14 protein-coding genes are annotated in these 15946 nt (G+C 72.0%); 7 read left to right on the top strand and 7 right to left on the bottom strand.

Annotation, left to right across the window (positions count from 1 at the left end; all coding sequences use genetic code 11):
• The 3 genes from ACIA8F_RS02285 to ACIA8F_RS02275 all read right to left on the bottom strand — a co-directional run.
• The coding region (locus ACIA8F_RS02285; protein ID WP_399376281.1) for an NADH-quinone oxidoreductase subunit C at positions 1 to 1458 on the bottom strand (1458 nt) is incomplete at its 3' end.
• Positions 1455 to 2090, bottom strand: a complete 636-nt coding sequence (locus ACIA8F_RS02280) for an NADH-quinone oxidoreductase subunit B (RefSeq protein WP_399376280.1) — start codon at positions 2088 to 2090, stop codon at positions 1455 to 1457. The genes ACIA8F_RS02280 and ACIA8F_RS02285, both read right to left, overlap by 4 nt.
• Complete coding sequence (locus ACIA8F_RS02275; protein WP_250740903.1) at positions 2081 to 2488, bottom strand: NADH-quinone oxidoreductase subunit A; 408 nt, start codon at positions 2486 to 2488, stop codon at positions 2081 to 2083. Before ACIA8F_RS02275 ends, ACIA8F_RS02280 begins: the two co-directional genes overlap by 10 nt.
• Before the next feature lie 156 nt (positions 2489 to 2644).
• Here ACIA8F_RS02275 and ACIA8F_RS02270 point away from each other — a divergent pair, with 156 nt between their 5' ends.
• From ACIA8F_RS02270 to rarD, 6 genes are all read left to right on the top strand, one after another.
• Entirely contained in the window at positions 2645 to 3838 is a 1194-nt protein-coding gene (locus ACIA8F_RS02270; RefSeq protein ID WP_399376279.1) for a sensor histidine kinase, read from the top strand.
• 1006 nt (positions 3839 to 4844) lie between these two features.
• Positions 4845 to 6161 carry a sensor histidine kinase gene (locus ACIA8F_RS02265; protein WP_399376278.1) on the top strand — a complete coding sequence of 439 codons (1317 nt, stop codon included), beginning with the start codon at positions 4845 to 4847 and terminating at the stop codon, positions 6159 to 6161.
• Between the two features lie 383 nt (positions 6162 to 6544).
• A complete protein-coding gene (locus ACIA8F_RS02260) occupies positions 6545 to 7204 on the top strand; it encodes a response regulator transcription factor (protein ID WP_308313410.1) in 660 nt (219 codons plus the stop codon).
• A gap of 144 nt (positions 7205 to 7348) precedes the next feature.
• On the top strand, positions 7349 to 9379 hold the full coding sequence (locus tag ACIA8F_RS02255; protein WP_399376277.1) for a 2-oxoacid:acceptor oxidoreductase subunit alpha: 2031 nt from the start codon (positions 7349 to 7351) through the stop codon (positions 9377 to 9379).
• On the top strand, positions 9372 to 10439 hold the full coding sequence (locus ACIA8F_RS02250; RefSeq protein ID WP_399376276.1) for a 2-oxoacid:ferredoxin oxidoreductase subunit beta: 1068 nt from the start codon (positions 9372 to 9374) through the stop codon (positions 10437 to 10439). Before ACIA8F_RS02255 ends, ACIA8F_RS02250 begins: the two co-directional genes overlap by 8 nt.
• Before the next feature lie 187 nt (positions 10440 to 10626).
• Positions 10627 to 11598, top strand: coding sequence for an EamA family transporter RarD (gene rarD, locus ACIA8F_RS02245; protein WP_399376274.1), 972 nt, complete (start codon positions 10627 to 10629; stop codon positions 11596 to 11598).
• 106 nt (positions 11599 to 11704) lie between these two features.
• Here rarD and ACIA8F_RS02240 read toward each other — a convergent pair whose 3' ends face one another.
• Positions 11705 to 12103 carry a DUF6193 family natural product biosynthesis protein gene (locus ACIA8F_RS02240; RefSeq protein ID WP_399376273.1) on the bottom strand — a complete coding sequence of 133 codons (399 nt, stop codon included), beginning with the start codon at positions 12101 to 12103 and terminating at the stop codon, positions 11705 to 11707.
• A gap of 192 nt (positions 12104 to 12295) precedes the next feature.
• On the opposite strand from ACIA8F_RS02240, the gene ACIA8F_RS02235 reads away from it, so the two are divergent.
• On the top strand, positions 12296 to 13612 hold the full coding sequence (locus ACIA8F_RS02235) for a M28 family metallopeptidase (protein WP_399376272.1): 1317 nt from the start codon (positions 12296 to 12298) through the stop codon (positions 13610 to 13612).
• 109 nt (positions 13613 to 13721) lie between these two features.
• Here the strand turns inward: ACIA8F_RS02235 and ACIA8F_RS02230 are convergent, their stop codons facing one another.
• The 3 genes from ACIA8F_RS02230 to ACIA8F_RS02220 all read right to left on the bottom strand — a co-directional run bounded on the left by ACIA8F_RS02230 (position 13722) and on the right by ACIA8F_RS02220 (position 15699).
• Complete coding sequence (locus ACIA8F_RS02230) at positions 13722 to 14138, bottom strand: hypothetical protein (protein ID WP_399376271.1); 417 nt, start codon at positions 14136 to 14138, stop codon at positions 13722 to 13724.
• Positions 14135 to 14338, bottom strand: coding sequence for a ribbon-helix-helix domain-containing protein (locus ACIA8F_RS02225; RefSeq protein WP_239516343.1), 204 nt, complete (start codon positions 14336 to 14338; stop codon positions 14135 to 14137). The genes ACIA8F_RS02230 and ACIA8F_RS02225 overlap by 4 nt, the downstream gene beginning before the upstream one ends.
• Before the next feature lie 122 nt (positions 14339 to 14460).
• On the bottom strand, positions 14461 to 15699 hold the full coding sequence (locus tag ACIA8F_RS02220) for an outer membrane lipoprotein carrier protein LolA (RefSeq protein ID WP_399376270.1): 1239 nt from the start codon (positions 15697 to 15699) through the stop codon (positions 14461 to 14463).
• Positions 15700 to 15946 lie beyond the last annotated feature (247 nt).

The following is a 15946-nucleotide window of genomic DNA, read 5'->3' as shown; positions in this document are numbered from 1 at the left end:
CGGAGCGGCCGGAGTCGCCCGGTCAGCCGGTTCCGCCGGGGTGGCCGGTTCGGCCGGGGCCGCCGGGCTCGCGGGAGCGGCCGGAGTCGCCTGGTCAGCGGGATCGGCCGGTTCAGCCGGGGTAGCCGGTTCGGCCGGGGTGGCCGGTTCCGGCGCTGGGGTGTCGAAGGCGGGCTTTGGGTTGTGCCAAGGGGCGTCCGAGCTGCCTCGTACGGGGCGGGCGGGGGCCTGCGGGTCCGCCGCGGGTGGGGTAGCCGGTTCGGCCGGGGTCGCGGCGGCGGCCTGGCTCGCGGAGCCGTCCGCGACCGAGCGGGTGCGGCGCACTGGGCGGGCCGGGGCTTCCGCCGGGATCGCCGAGGCACCTGGGGCTTCGGGCGAGCCCGAGGGCTCCATCGGAGCCGGAGTGGCTGCCGGGGCCGGGGCCACCGCTGGTACCGGGGTGGCTGCCGGAGCCGAGGGGTCCACCGGGGCCGGGGTGGCTGCCGGAGCCGAGGGGTCCACCGGGGCCGGGGTGGCTGCCGGGGCCGGAGTGGCTGGCGCCTGGCTGGCGGAGCCTTCCGTCACCGAGCGGGAGCGGCGGACCGGACGGCCGGGGGGTGCCTCGGTCGGGGCCGCGGGAGCTGCGGGCGGCGGGGTGGAGGCCGTGGTCGGGGGCTCCGCCTGGCTCGCGGAGCCGTCCGCGACCGAGCGGGTGCGGCGGACCGGGCGGGCCGGGGCTCCTTCGGTTCCGGTCGCCGGGGCTTGCTCGTCGGCCGCCGCGCGCGGGGTGCGGGCCGGGCGGTCGGTGCCGGCCCCGGCGCGCGGGGTGCGGGCCGGGCGGTCGCCGGGGGCGCCGGCCGCGGCGCGGGGGGTGCGGGCGGGGCGGGTGGGGGCCGGGGGGAGCTGGCCCTTCATCGGGCCCCAGTCGTTGGGGTCCGGTACGCCCGGCGGGAGCATCTGGCGGCGCTTCGGCGCGTCCGGGTCGTGTCCCTCGCCCGGCTCCTTCGCGCCGGGCCAGGCCTTGGCGACCCGAGCCGCGAGGACGAAGTCCTTGCGCAGCGGGTGGCCCTCGAAGTTCTCCGGGAGGAGCAGCGGCACCAGGTTGGGGTGGTCCGTGAAGACGACCCCGAACATCTCAAAGGTCTCGCGCTCGTGCCATTCGGCGCCGGCGTAGACGGCGACGGCGGAGGGCAGGGAGGGCGCCGAGTGCGGGACGGTGGTGCGCAGCAGGAGGCGGCGTACGCGGTGGTTCTCCAGGGAGACCACGTGCGCGCAGATGCGGAAGCCCGTGCCCGGCTCGTCCACCGCGCTCAGCCAGTCGAAGTAGGTGCAGCCCAGCTTGTCGCGGGCGATCTCCAGGGCGGGGATCCAGCTCGCGGTGGGGACGTCGACGGTGAGGACGGAGTAGGCGAAGGAGCCGACGGCTTCCTCGCCGAAGACCGTCCCCGCCGCGTCGGGGAGGGAGTCGTAGAGGTTCACGCGTCCGTCCCGGGAGCAGGGGTGGAGGAGGGAGCGGGGGGAGGGGATACCAGGCCGCTCGTCAGCTGCGCGGGGGACGGCGCGGGCGTGTTCGCGTAGCGGTCCGCCAGCGATTCGCGGGCGATCTTCTCCTGGAGCTTGAGGATGCCCTGGAGGAGGGCCTCGGGGCGGGGCGGGCAGCCGGGGACGTACACGTCGACCGGGATGATCTGGTCGACGCCCTTGGTCACCGAGTACGAGTCCCAGTACGGGCCGCCGCAGTTGGAGCAGGCGCCGAAGGAGATGACGTACTTGGGCTCGGGCATCTGCTCGTACAGCCGCTTGACGGCCGGGGCCATCTTGTCCGTCACCGTGCCGGAGACGATCATGAGGTCCGCCTGGCGCGGGCCGGGGGCGAAGGGGATGACGCCGAGCCGGATGAAGTCGTGGCGGGCCATCGAGGCCGCGATGAACTCGATCGCGCAGCAGGCGAGGCCGAAGTTGAAGACCCACAGGCTGTAGCGGCGGCCCCAGTTGAGGACCACCTTCATGGGCTCGGGCGCGAGGCGGGACAGCACGCCCAGCCGCTTCGGCTCCGGGAGCAGCTGCGGCTCCGACGGCACGGCCGGGGTACCGGCCGGGGTCACAGCCATTCGAGGACGCCCTTCTTGTACGCGTAGAGCAGGCCGACGGCCAGGAAGCCGAGGAAGATGAACATCTCCACCAGCGTCGTGGCGCCGTAGCCGGCGGCGGCGAACACCGTCGCCCAGGGGAAGAGGAAGATCGAGTCGACGGCGAAGATGACGTAGAGGAACGCGTAGACGTAGTAGCGGACCTGGGTGTGCGCCCAGCCCTCGCCCACGGGGTCCACGCCGCACTCGTAGGTCAGCAGCTTCTCGCGGGTCGGGACGGAGGGGCTCAGCAGGCGGTTGGCGCCGAACGCCACGGCCACGAAGAGCACACCGAGCGCGGCCAGGAGGCCGACGACCGAATACGTACGGAAGTAGTCCGCGGCGAGCACGGATACGGTCGATACCGTTGGTTCGGGCACGTCCGTTCCTCGTTCCTCGGCCACTGTCGACGATCAGGTTGATCTGGTACGGACGGGAGTCTAGGGCCTGGGCTCCACGGGGTGGGGTTATCCCCCGTTTACCTCGGCCCGGCTACCCCATGGCACGGGGCGCCGCGGGCTTGGCAGGGTAGGCGCATGACCGCGAGCAAGCACACCCCCGACGACGGGTCCCCTCCTCCCGTACGCGCACCCTTCGATGCCGTGACATGGAAGGAAATCGCCTACCTGCTGAGCAATTTGCCCGCCGCCCTCATCGGGTTCGTCTACACGGTGGTGATGGTGTCGACCGCGGGCGGTCTGTCCGTGACCGCGATCGGTCTGCCGCTGCTCGCATGTGGTCTGTTCGTGTCTCGCCAATTGGGACGGCTGGAACGGGCGCGGGCACGCGACCTCTTGGGCGTACGGGTCGACGAGCCGACACCGATGCCGGGGCCCGGCCGGGCGGGCGGGTTCTTCCCCTGGCTGTGGGCGAGCCTCAAGGACCCGGTGGCCTGGCGGACCGTGCTGTTCGAGCTGATCCGGCTGCCGTGGGCGGTGCTCACCTTCACCGTGGCGCTGACCGGGCTGTTCGTGCTGTGGCCGGTGCTGCCGTGGGTGGTCCGCGGCCTCGCGAACGTGGACCGGGCGATGGTACGGGGCCTGCTGTCCCCCTCCGACGAACTGGAGCGGCGCATCGCCGAGCTGGAATCCGACCGCGGTGTCGTGGTCGACACGGCGGCGGCGGACCTGCGGCGCATCGAACGGGACCTGCACGACGGGGCGCAGGCCCGGCTGGTGGCGCTGGCGATGGGGCTGGGCCTGGCGAAGGAGAAGCTGCTGGAGGACCCCGAGGGGGCGGCGGCGATGGTGGACGAGGCGCACGGCGAAGTGAAGATCGCCCTCCAGGAGCTGCGGGACCTGGCCCGCGGGATCCACCCCGCGGTCCTGACCGACCGGGGGCTGGACGCGGCACTGTCCTCGGTGGCCTCGCGGTGCCTGGTCCCCGTGAAGGTGTCGGTGGACCTGCCGGCGCGGCCCGCGGAGGCGATCGAGGGGATCGCGTACTTCGTGGTCTCGGAGCTGCTGCAGAACGTGAGCAAGCACGCGGGGCCGGGGGCGCGGTGCGCGGAGGTCGAGGTGTGGCGCACGGGTGGCTCCGCCGACGGGCGGCTGCTGATCCGGGTGTCCGACGACGGGCGGGGCGGCGCGAATGCCCTGGCCGGGTCGGGGCTGGCGGGGCTGGGCGAGCGGCTCGACGCGGTCGACGGCGTGCTGGTGGTGGAGTCGCCCGAGGGCGCGGGCACCGTGGTCACGGCGGAGCTGCCGTGGCGGGAGCGGGTGGCCCGGTAGGGCCTGGGCTGAGTCCCGTTTCGCCTCAGGCGCCGGCGGGGCTGGGTCCCGTTCCGCCTCGGCGGCGGCGGGGCTGTCGGCCGGCGCCGGCCGTGCGTGTGCCGCTGCGCGGGGCAAAGGTCCCCTACCCGCCCTTCCACCGTTCCCCGGGCGCTGCCCGGAGCCCGGTCCTCAAGCGCCGGACGGGCTGGGGAGGGGTACCGGGCTGCGCCGACCCCTCCTGGGGCTCCGCCCCGGACGCCGGGGTCCGGGGCGGCCCCGGGGAGGATTCCCGGGCTCCGCCCGGACCCCCGGGGCTCCGCCCCGGACCCCGGTCCTCAAACGCCGGACGGCTGAAAGGCCCTGGGGTTCCGCCCCGGACGCCGAGGGGCGGAGCCCCGGGGTTCCGCCCCGGACCCAGCGCCTCAAACGCCGGACGGCTAAAAAACCCAGCGCCTCAAACGCCGGACGGCTGAAAGGCCCTGGGGCTCCGCCCCAGACCCCGTGCCTCAAACGCCGGCGAGGCTGGGATCGGCCGGCCTCGGCCCGCACGTGGACACCGGGGGGCTGGATTTTCCAGCCCCCCGGCGTTTGAGGAACGGGGAGCCCGGGGCTGACCCCCCGTGCAGCGGCGCCGCACCGGCACGGGTCCGGGCGGAGCCCGGGGAACGGTGGAAGGGCGGGTCGGGGATCCGGCCCCGCAGGGCGTCCGGTGCAGGACGGGGTGGCCGGGACAGGCCGGGGCTCGGCGGACCGCTGCCGGCCAGGCCGGGGGCGGGACACTGCGAGCCCGGACGCTGCCGGCCAGGCCGAAGCCGGCCGGGCCGGGGCCGGGACACTGCGAGCCCGGACGGTGCGGACTTGGCGGGCCGGGGCGGCTTGGGCTCGGGGGGCCCGGTTGTCCCTGGGGCGCGGGCCCCGGGGTGGGGTTAACCCCCCGGGGGAGAGACCGACCTGCCGGATGGTTGCGTGAGGGGGCTCCGCGGGAGGGTGGGGGGACACAGTGGAGGAAGGGCGGGTCAGCGACATGGGTAGCGGCGGCAGCGGTTTCGGGAGCGTGGTGCGGGCTCCCTTCCAGGGGCGGGCCTGGCGGGAGTTCGGGTATCTGATGGTCGGGCTGCCGCTCAGCACGCTGTACTTCTCGCTCGCGATCACCGGGGTCAGCCTCGGCGCCGGGCTGCTCGTGACGTTCCTCGGGGTTCCGGTGCTGGCCGGGGTGCTGGCGATGTGCCGCGGGTTCGGGCGCGTGGAGCGGGCCCGGGTGCGCGGGATGCTCGGTCAGGAGCTCGCCGAGCCGGCGCCGATCCGGGCGGAGAAGGGCGGGGCGATCGCCGGGATGGCAGCGCTGCTCAAGAGCGGGAGCGCCTGGCGGCACGTGCTGTACTCGCTGATCCACTTCCCGTGGGCGGTGTTCGCCTTCTGCGTGGCCCTGACGTTCTGGGTTTATGGGTGGGCCATGCTGCTGTACCCGCTCTGGTTCTGGGTGTTCCCGGCCTTCACCGATCAGCCGGGGCTGCAGCTCTTCCAGAACGGCAACTCCTACACCTTCTATCTGGACTCCCCCGTCGCGATCGCGGCGGCCTGCGGGACCGGGCTCGTGCTCACCCTCGCCACCCCCTGGGTGGTCCGCGCGCTGACGACCGTGGACCGTCTGCTCGTCAGCGGGCTGCTCGGGCCCTCGCGGCTCGCGCACCGGGTCAGCGAGCTGGAGACCGACCGGGGTGTCGTGGTCGACACCGCCGCGGCGGACCTGCGGCGCATCGAGCGCGATCTGCACGACGGGGCGCAGGCCCGCCTGGTGGCGCTGGCGATGGACCTGGGGATGGCCAAGGAGAAGCTGACGGAGGACCCGCGGGCCGCCGCCCGGATGGTGGACGAGGCCCACGGGGAAGTGAAGATCGCCCTCCAGGAGCTGCGGGACCTGGCCCGCGGGATCCACCCCGCGGTCCTGACCGACCGGGGGCTGGACGCGGCACTGTCCTCGGTGGCCTCCCGGTGCGCGGTGCCGGTGCGGGTGGCGGTGGATCTGCCGGCGCGGCCGGCGGCGGCGATCGAGGGGATCGCGTACTTCACGGTGTCGGAGCTGCTGCAGAACGTGAGCAAGCACGCGAGGGCCCGTACGGCCGGGGTCGACGTGTGGAAGTCCGGGGACCGGCTGCTGATCCAGGTCGCCGACGACGGGGTGGGCGGGGCGGACACGGACGGGACCGGGACCACCCCGGCCGGTTCGGGGCTGGCCGGGCTGGCCGAGCGGCTCGACGCCGTGGACGGACTGCTGGTCGTGGACTCCCCCGCCGGTGGCGGCACGACCGTCACGGCGGAGCTCCCCTGGCGCGCCGTCTGAGGCCGCGGAAGCCGCACCGACCGCCGCCCGACCCCACGGATGCCCCGCAGGGGTGTCCGTGCGGTCGCATGTCCGTACGGACACCCCCCAGGGGTGCCCGCGCGGTCGCATGCCCGCATGCCCGCATATCCGCACGTTCACCCGCCGCCCCGTACCGGCCTCCCCCGGCGGGTGCCGTTCGCCCCTTCGGGTCGGGGACAAAGCCCTGACTTTGGGGAGTGGGCGCGCGGAAAGTGCCGCCGGGGCTGGAAACAGCCGTTCCGGGGGTGCGCGTTGATCGCGCTCCGGCTACATCCGGGCTCAAGACTGGGATGCTTGGCTGAGTCAGGGACAACGGGGCTTGAGCGAGTGGACGCGGGAGCGGCAAAGTCGTGGAAGACAGGGTGCGGGTGGTCATCGCCGAGGATTCAGTGCTGCTGCGTGAGGGCCTGACGCGGTTGCTGACCGACCGGGGGCATGACGTCGTCGCAGGCGTCGGGGACGCGGAAGCCCTGATCAAGACGGTGGCGGAGCTGGCGGCCGAGAACGCGCTGCCGGACGTGGTGGTGGCCGATGTGCGGATGCCGCCGACGCACACCGACGAGGGCGTGCGGGCCGCGGTGCGGCTGCGGCGCGATCACCCCGGTATAGGTGTGCTCGTGCTGTCCCAGTACGTGGAGGAGCAGTACGCCACCGAGCTGCTGGCCGGCTCCAGTACCGGAGTGGGGTACCTGCTGAAGGACCGGGTGGCCGATGTGCGGGAGTTCCTCGACGCCGTCGTCCGCGTGGCCCGGGGCGGTACGGCCCTGGACCCGGAGGTCGTGGCGCAGCTGCTCGGCCGCAGCCGCAAGCAGGACGTGCTGGCGGGGCTGACCCCGCGCGAGCGCGAGGTGCTGGGGCTGATGGCCGAGGGGCGGACCAATTCCGCGGTGGCCAAGCAGCTGGTGGTGAGCGACGGCGCGGTGGAGAAGCACGTCAGCAACATCTTCATGAAGCTGGGCCTGTCGCCCAGTGACGGGGATCACCGGCGCGTGCTGGCCGTTCTCACCTATCTAAGGTCTTGATCAACTGACACTCTGTCAGGTAAGGCCGGATTCGGACAGACCGCCGAAGGGGCGGTCCAGAAACTGAGCACCCCGGGGAAGCGATCCCTACGGTCGTAGGGTTGACCTTGGGCAGTGCTCACGCCTCGAAGGAGGTCCAGTTCAGTGACCAGCCAGGTCAGTAGCCCAGCCGAACAGTCCGACGGGGCCGAAGGCGCAGTCGTCGGCGAGCAGCGGACGTCCCCGGGCCCGGACGGCGAACCCGCAGGTCATGCGGGCCTCAACGGAGACGCCGGGGACGCCGGGACCACCGGAGGCCCCGGGACCGCCGGGGACCCCGCGACGAAGGAAGTGCGCCGACTCGATCGGGTGATCATCCGCTTCGCGGGTGACTCCGGTGACGGCATGCAGCTCACCGGTGACCGTTTCACCTCGGAGACCGCCTCCTTCGGCAACGACCTCTCGACGCTGCCGAACTTCCCGGCCGAGATCAGGGCGCCCGCCGGCACCCTCCCCGGCGTCTCGTCCTTCCAGCTGCACTTCGCCGACCACGACATCCTGACGCCGGGCGACGCCCCGAACGTCCTGGTGGCGATGAACCCGGCGGCACTGAAGGCGAACATCGCGGACGTGCCGCGCGGCGCGGAGATCATCGTCAACACCGACGAGTTCACCAAGCGCCCGATGGCCAAGGTGGGCTACGAGACCTCCCCGCTGGAAGACGGCTCGCTGGAGGCCTACAACGTCCACCCGGTACCGCTGACCACCCTTACGGTCGAAGCGCTGAAGGACTTCGGGCTCTCCCGCAAGGAGGCCGAGCGCAGCAAGAACATGTTCGCGCTCGGGCTGCTGTCCTGGATGTACCACCGGCCCACCGAGGGCACGGAGAAGTTCCTGCGGCAGAAGTTCGCAAAGAAGCCGCAGATCGCGGAGGCGAACGTCGCCGCCTTCCGGGCGGGCTGGAACTTCGGCGAGACCACCGAGGACTTCGCCGTCTCCTACGAGGTGGCCCCGGCCACCCGCGCCTTCCCGACGGGCACCTACCGCAACATCTCCGGGAACCTGGCCCTGTCCTACGGGCTGATCGCAGCCGGGCAGCAGGCCGATCTGCCGCTCTACCTGGGCTCGTACCCGATCACCCCGGCCTCGGACATCCTGCACGAGCTGAGCAAGCACAAGAACTTCGGCGTGCGCACCTTCCAGGCCGAGGACGAGATCGCCGGCATCGGCGCGGCCCTGGGCGCGGCCTTCGGCGGCGCGCTCGCCGTGACCACCACCTCGGGCCCGGGCGTGGCCCTGAAGTCCGAGACCATCGGCCTCGCGGTCTCCCTGGAGCTGCCGCTGCTGATCGTGGACATCCAGCGCGGCGGCCCCTCGACCGGTCTGCCGACCAAGACCGAGCAGGCCGACCTGCTCCAGGCCATGTACGGCCGCAACGGCGAAGCCCCGGTGCCGATCGTGGCCCCGCGCACGCCGGCGGACTGCTTCGACGCCGCGCTGGACGCGGCCCGGATCGCGCTGACCTACCGGACCCCGGTGTTCCTGCTCTCCGACGGGTACCTCGCCAACGGCTCCGAGCCCTGGCGGATCCCGGACGTGGCGGACCTCCCGGACCTCAAGGTGCAGTTCGCGGCCGGTCCCAACCACGAGCTCGCGGACGGCACCGAGGTCTTCTGGCCGTACAAGCGCGATCCGCAGACCCTGGCCCGCCCCTGGGCGGTTCCGGGCACGCCGGGGCTGGAGCACCGGATCGGCGGCATCGAGAAGCAGAACGGCACGGGCAACATCTCGTACGACCCCGCGAACCACGAGTTCATGGTCCGCACCCGCCAGGCCAAGATCGACGGCATCCTGGTCCCCGACCTGGAGGTCGACGACCCGGACGGCGCGCGGACCCTGGTGATCGGCTGGGGTTCGACGTACGGCCCGATCACCGCCGCCGTACGCCGCCTGCGGCTCGCCGGGCTTCCCATCGCGCAGGCCCACCTGCGCCACCTCAACCCGTTCCCGAGGAATCTGGGTGAGGTCCTGAAGCGTTACGACAAGGTAGTGGTGCCGGAGATGAACCTCGGGCAGCTCGCGACCCTCCTGAGGGCGAAGTACCTGGTCGACGCGGCGTCGTACAACCAGGTGAACGGCATGCCGTTCAAGGCCGAGCAGCTCGCCAACCATCTCGAGGAGGCCATCAATGACTGAGGTGACCGACAGCCCCACCCTGCTCTCGCTGGTGCCCAAGGCGGTCGCCAAGCAGTCGATGAAGGACTTCAAGTCGGACCAGGAGGTCCGCTGGTGCCCCGGCTGCGGCGACTACGCGGTGCTCGCGGCCGTCCAGGGCTTCATGCCGGAGCTGGGGCTGGCGAAGGAGAACATCGTCTTCGTCTCGGGCATCGGCTGCTCCTCGCGGTTCCCGTACTACATGGACACGTACGGGATGCACTCCATCCACGGCCGCGCCCCGGCCATCGCCACGGGCCTCGCGACCTCGCGCCGCGACCTGTCGGTGTGGGTGGTCACCGGCGACGGGGACGCGCTCTCCATCGGCGGAAACCACCTGATCCACGCCCTCCGGCGGAACGTCAACCTCAAGATCCTGCTGTTCAACAACCGGATCTACGGGCTGACCAAGGGGCAGTACTCCCCCACCTCCGAGGTCGGCAAGATCACCAAGTCCACCCCGATGGGCTCGCTCGACGCGCCCTTCAACCCGGTGTCGCTGGCGATCGGCGCGGAGGCCTCCTTCGTGGCCCGTACGGTCGACTCCGACCGCAAGCACCTCACCGAGGTGCTGCGTGCGGCAGCCGCCCACGAGGGCACGGCGCTGGTGGAGATCTACCAGAACTGCAACATCTTCAACGACGGCGCCTTCGAGGTCCTCAAGGACCACGAGCAGGCCCAGGAGGCGGTGATCCGCCTCGAACAGGGGCAGCCGATCCGCTTCGGCGTGGACAACGCCAAGGGCGTCGTGCGCAACGCGGCCACCGGCGACCTGGAGGTCGTGACCGTGACTCCGGAGAACGAGTCCCGGATCCTGGTCCACGACGCCTCCTCGGCCTCCCCGACCAACGCGTTCGCGCTGTCCCGGCTGGCCGACCCCGACACGCTGCACCAGACGCCCATCGGGGTGTTCCGCAACGTGCGCCGGCCCGTCTACGACACGCTCATGGCCGATCAGCTGGAGACGGCCGTGGACCGCAGCGGCAAGGGCGACCTGGGCGCGCTGCTGAGCGGGAACGACACCTGGACCGTCGTCGGCTGAGCCGCACCCCGCCTCACTCCGCCGAACACCGCCGAAGCCCGGACCCGCAGGCAGGGTCCGGGCTTCGGCGTGTCCCGGCCGCCGGACCGCCACCCAAGTGTCATGAGCATCTCGCCTGAGACTAATGACTTTCGGCGCGGGCGGCGCTACCGTCGTCAGGTTGGCTTGAAGTAGCTCTGGAGGTCCCGTGAAGGCAGAGAACGACCAGCGCACGGGGTTGCTCTACGGATTCGCCTCGTACGGGATGTGGGGGATCGTGCCCCTCTTCTGGCCGCTCCTCCAGCCCGCCGGAGCGATCGAGATCCTCGCCCACCGCATGGTGTGGTCCCTGGCCGTGGTCGCCGTGGCCCTGCTGGCCCTGCGGCGCTGGGCCTGGGTGGCGGAGCTGGTGCGCCGGCCGCGCAAGCTCGCCCTCACCGGGCTGGCCGCCGCCCTGGTCACCGTGAACTGGGGCGTCTACATCTGGTCGGTCAACAACGGCGCCGTCGTCGAGGCGAGCCTCGGCTACTTCATCAACCCCCTGGTCACCATCGCGCTCGGCGTCCTGGTCCTCGGCGAGCGCCTGCGCCGCACGCAGTGGGCCGCGGTCGGGATCGCCGTCGCCGCCGTGCTGGTCCTCGCCGTCGGCTACGGGCGGCCGCCGTGGATCTCCCTGATCCTGGCCTTCTCCTTCGCCCTGTACGGGCTGATCAAGAAGAAGCTCGGCATGGGCGGCCTGGAATCGCTGACCGCCGAGACCGTGATCATGTTCCTGCCCGCCCTCGGCTACCTGCTGTGGCTCGGCTCCCGGGGCGAGTCCACCTTCACCGCGCAGGGCCCGGGCCACGCCGCCCTGCTGGCCTCGGCCGGGCTGGTCACCGCGATCCCGCTGATCTGCTTCGGCGCGGCCGCGATCCGGGTCCCGCTGTCCACCCTCGGGCTGCTCCAGTACATGGCCCCGATCTTCCAGTTCGGCCTCGGCGTCCTCTACTTCCACGAGGCCATGCCGCCCGCGCGCTGGGCCGGCTTCTCCCTGGTCTGGGTCGCCCTGTCGATCCTCACCTGGGACGCCCTGCGCACCGCCCACCGCGCCCGCGCCCTGCGCCTCGACACCCTGGCGGGGCCCCTGCCCCCGTCGCTCCCGGCGCCCGTCACGGCCCCGGCGCGCGAGACCGCGTAGCACCGAGGACAGCGCCGGGGCCGGAGCCGGGAGCAGCGACGGGCGCGTCTTCGGACGCGCCCGTCCGCGTTTCCACCCGTCTCCGCCCGCCCCCCCCGTCTTCTGCCTATGCCTCCATCGGCAGCCCCGTGGCGGCGAGCCTCAGGCGCGGCGGTACGTGCGCCACCACCAGGGCCACGGCTTCCCCGGCCGTGGCCGTCTCCCCGACCTGCCCGGAGGGGTCGCGCCGCATGACGCGGAACCGGCCGTCGGGCAGCGGGATCACGAAGGGGACCGCCACCTCGTAGGGGAAGCGGGTCGTGCTGCTGAAGTGCACGTGGCAATGGCTCGTGTACGGGTACAGCTGCCGCAGGACCGGGTCCGCGTGGGCCGCCTCCAGCACCGCGAGGGTGCCGAGGCACGCGACCGTGGGCCCGCGGCGCTCCAGGCTGTCCGCCCATACCCGCCGCCGGTCGATCCACTGGGCCTCGACGACCGCCGCACGGGTCTCTTCGTTCACGTTCATCCCCCCAGTGTGCTCCCGCCACGGCCCCACGGCCGGTTCCGTCCGCTTTCCGAACGGGTGTGACCGGATTGAGGTCTTGACGGACCATCACGGTCTCACTGACCATCAGGCTCGCACTGACGCACGTTGCTCACTTGTTCTACCCCGCACGTTTCCGCACACATCCCCAGTACGGAATCCCGGAGCCCCCACATGAGCCTGTCCGTCTCCCGGCGCCTTGCCGCCGTGACCGCCCTCGCGGTCGCCGGTCTCTTCGCCGCCACCGCCCCCGCCGCGCTCGCCTCGCCGGCCTCGGTCGCCGCGGCGCCCACGCCGCCCGACATCCCCCTCGCCAACGTCAAGGCGCACCTGACCCAGCTGCAGTCGATAGCCACGGCCAACGGCGGCAACCGCGCCCACGGCAAGGCCGGGTACAAGGCCTCGATCGACTACGTGAAGGCCAAGCTGGACGCGGCCGGTTTCACGACCGCCCTGCAGACCTTCACCTCCAGCGGCGCCACCGGCTACAACCTGATCGCCGACTGGCCGGGCGGCGACCCCAACTCGGTCCTGATGTCCGGCGCTCACCTCGACTCGGTCACCGCGGGCCCCGGCATCAACGACAACGGGTCCGGCTCGGCCGGCATCCTGGAGACGGCGCTCGCCGTCTCCCGCGCGCAGCTCCAGCCCACGAAGCACCTGCGCTTCGGCTGGTGGGGCGCGGAGGAGCTGGGCATGATCGGCTCGAAGTACTACGTCAACAACCTGCCGGCCGCGGAGAAGTCGAAGATCTCCGGCTACCTGAACTTCGACATGATCGGCTCGCCGAACCCGGGCTACTTCGTCTACGACGACGACCCGACGATCGAGCAGACCTTCAAGAACTACTACGCGGGCATCGGCGTCGCCACGGAGATCGAGACCGAGGGCGACGGCCGCTCCGACCACGCGCCGTTCAAGAGCGCCGGCATTCCGGTCGGCGGCCTGTTCTCCGGCGCCGACTACACCAAGACGGCGGCCCAGGCCACGAAGTGGGGCGGCACCTCCGGTCAGGCCTTCGACCGCTGCTACCACGCCTCCTGCGACACCACGGCGAACATCAACGACACCGCCCTGGACCGCAACTCCGACGCCATCGCCTACGCGATCTGGAACCTCGGGGCGGCCACCCCGGTCCCGCCGGGCAAGTCCTTCGAGAACACCACGGACGTCACGATCCCGGACTCCCCCGCCGCCGCGGTGAACTCGCCGATCACGGTCTCGGGCGTCACGGGCAACGCGCCGGCCACCACCAAGGTCGACGTGAACATCGTCCACACCTACAGCGGTGACCTGGTGGTCGACCTGGTCGCCCCGGACGGCACCGTGTACAACCTGCACAACCGCACCGGCGGCAGCGCGGACAACATCGTCAAGTCCGTCACGGTCAACGCCTCCTCCGAGGTCGCCAACGGCGTCTGGAACCTCCGGGTCAAGGACGCGGCCGCGCAGGACGTGGGCTACATCAACAGCTGGAAGATCACCTTCTGATCCGGCAGGCCCCAGGGGGCTCCGGCGCGATCCCGACCGGATCGCGCCGGAGCCCCCGGCCGTTCCGCGCGCGCTGCATGCGGCTCTACGATTCCTGCCCGCGGCCGTTCTACGAGCCCTGCGCGCGGCCCCGTAGCGAGACCGGCAGCGGATCCTGGATGCGGGCGCGCAGCTCCTCCGCGACCGCGGCGACGTCGGCGTGTCCCAGCTTCGCGGCCTCCACCAGGTCGCCCAGCTCCTCGGGCGACGGCAGCTGCTTGGCCCCGGCGACCCGCAGGTACGAGCGGGTGGCCGCGGCGGCGTAGAACTCGTTCATCGGGGATTCCAGCGCCGGGCACACCGCGAGCGTGTGCAGAAACGCCGCGGCCCGCCACGCGGTGTCCGGGGCGGGCTGTTCGGGGACCAGGACGAGGTCGTTCTGGTGCCGGGCCACGGCGGCGGCCACTCCGGAGGGATCCCACACGGCGGGATCGGACGGGAGATGGTGGGCCAGGGCTGTCCAGGCCCACTCCATGGTGATCTTCAATGCCCGAACCGCTCCTGGAAGTAGCCCCAGTGGTCGGCGAACTCCTCTATCCCGGACAGGAAGTTCTTCCGGTCCTCGTCGAGCTCGCGTTCCGTGACTTCGGTGATCAGCGCGGTGACCGTCGTGCCCAGGGCCGCCGCTCGCGCCTTCAGGCGTTCGTGGAACTCTTCTTCCAGGCGGATGGTGACGTGTCTCGACATGCTTTTCACCGTACAGCGGGGCCGCTGTACACAGGACCGGAACGGCACAAGGGTGGGCAGGGACACAGTCCCCGCCCACCCTCGGTCAGCCGCTCCGGCCGGGTGCCGGCTCCGGGCCGCGGTTACTTGTTGGCGTCGGCCGCCTTGACCAGCTCGGCCTTGGTGACCGCGCCGACGTAGACCTTGCCGTCGTCCGTGATCAGCGCGTTGACCACGCGGGTCTTCAGGACACGGCCCTCGCCGAACTTCCCGGAGACCTTCTCCCCGAGGGAGTCGAGGAACTGGGAGGCCCCCTTGGGCGCGTTCTTGTCCTTGGCCGCGTCGTCCATGCCCTTGAGGGTGCCGGTCGCGCCGGTCTCGATGCGGGCGATCGAGGTCCAGCCCTCGCCGAGCACCTTCGGCTCGCCCTTGGCGCCGCCGGCGCCGCCGGTCAGACCGCCCAGACCCGGGATGGACTCCAGCGCGCCCAGACCCTTGTCCTTGCCGTCCTTGCCGTCCTTGGCGCCCTTGCCGTGCTCGCCGGCCGCGCCCTCGGTCACCTTGGCGTCCTTGGGCGGGGTGAAGGCGAAGGTGTCGGCGGCGGGCTTGGCGAAGTCCACCTTGGTGAAGCCCGCGTCCACGATCGGCTTGCCGCCGTCGGTGGAGAGGACCTGCACGCGCAGCGGCACGCCGTTCTTCGCGTCGACCGCGATCTTCACCGAGGCGACCGTGGAACCGGTCCCCTTCGGCTTCAGGACCAGCTGGTAGGCGTCGCGCCCGGCCACCTGGGCCGTGTCGCCGACGCCGACGTCGGTGGTCGTCCCGGCGGCCTTCAGGACCTCCTGGGCGATCTCCTGCGGGGAGCCCGGCAGGCCGTCACCGGCCTTGCGGTCGGAGCCCTTGCCCTCCTTGCCGGCGGGCGCCTTCTCGTGGAAGGCCTCCTTCGACTTGGAGTCGTATCCCCAGACGTCGTCGCCGTTGTGGACGAGGGTGTACTCGTCCTTGCCGTCCACGATGGTGAGCTTCTGGCGGTCCGGGCCGTCCGCGGCCACCCGGAAGGTCTGCGTGCCGCCGCTCACCAGCTGGCTGAGCTTCTCCTGCGGGTCCGCGGAGCCGCCGGTCACGCCGCCACCGCCGCCCAGCAGGCCGGCCGGAAGGCTCGGCAGTCCCAGGTCCGTGCTGATCTTGGCGCTGCCGGACAGCTGCTGCACGTCCGAGGCGGCGATCTTCTCGATGAGCTGCTGGGCCGTCACCTTCGGGAGGTCCGGTCCACCGGCGTTCGCGAAGGCCGGGACCATCGCGATCGTGCCGGCGACCACACCGAACACCGCGACCGGTACGGCGTACCGAGCGGCCTTGCGGGTCTTTGCGTTCGTTGCCATGTCTGTCTGCCCTACCTCTGTGTGTACGGCGGCGACCTACCCTCTTGCGTGTACACGTCCACCCCGCGCCGCCACTCTCACCCGATCTGGTGGGGATGTGCCTCTATCTGACCAAAGAAGAGGGGGTCGGGGCGTCAGCCCCCGGAGCCAACTGTGCGTACGCCCCAGGGATGACATGACGAGGGCCCGGCCTCCCCCACCCGTAGGGGTTGCCGGGCCCTCGCCCCTGACTTCGGTCCTGCCGCCG

It is taken from the genome of Streptomyces sp. NPDC051563, from assembly GCF_044454225.1.
Taxonomy (GTDB): domain Bacteria; phylum Actinomycetota; class Actinomycetes; order Streptomycetales; family Streptomycetaceae; genus Streptomyces.
Note: the sequence above shows the minus strand (reverse complement) of the source record. Positions and strands in the feature narration are given on the sequence as shown.

Bases quoted from the DNA above. Each gene is read 5' to 3' on its own strand.
- ACIA8F_RS02265 (WP_399376278.1), top strand. From the start codon at position 4,845: ATGGGTAGCGGCGGCAGCGGTTTCGGGAGCGTGGTGCGGGCTCCCTTC.
- ACIA8F_RS02225 (WP_239516343.1), bottom strand. From the start codon at position 14,338: ATGTCGAGACACGTCACCATCCGCCTGGAAGAAGAGTTCCACGAACGC.
- ACIA8F_RS02235 (WP_399376272.1), top strand. From the start codon at position 12,296: ATGAGCCTGTCCGTCTCCCGGCGCCTTGCCGCCGTGACCGCCCTCGCG.
- ACIA8F_RS02240 (WP_399376273.1), bottom strand. From the start codon at position 12,103: ATGAACGTGAACGAAGAGACCCGTGCGGCGGTCGTCGAGGCCCAGTGG.
- ACIA8F_RS02250 (WP_399376276.1), top strand. From the start codon at position 9,372: ATGACTGAGGTGACCGACAGCCCCACCCTGCTCTCGCTGGTGCCCAAG.
- ACIA8F_RS02270 (WP_399376279.1), top strand. From the start codon at position 2,645: ATGACCGCGAGCAAGCACACCCCCGACGACGGGTCCCCTCCTCCCGTA.
- ACIA8F_RS02280 (WP_399376280.1), bottom strand. From the start codon at position 2,090: ATGGCTGTGACCCCGGCCGGTACCCCGGCCGTGCCGTCGGAGCCGCAG.
- ACIA8F_RS02220 (WP_399376270.1), bottom strand. From the start codon at position 15,699: ATGGCAACGAACGCAAAGACCCGCAAGGCCGCTCGGTACGCCGTACCG.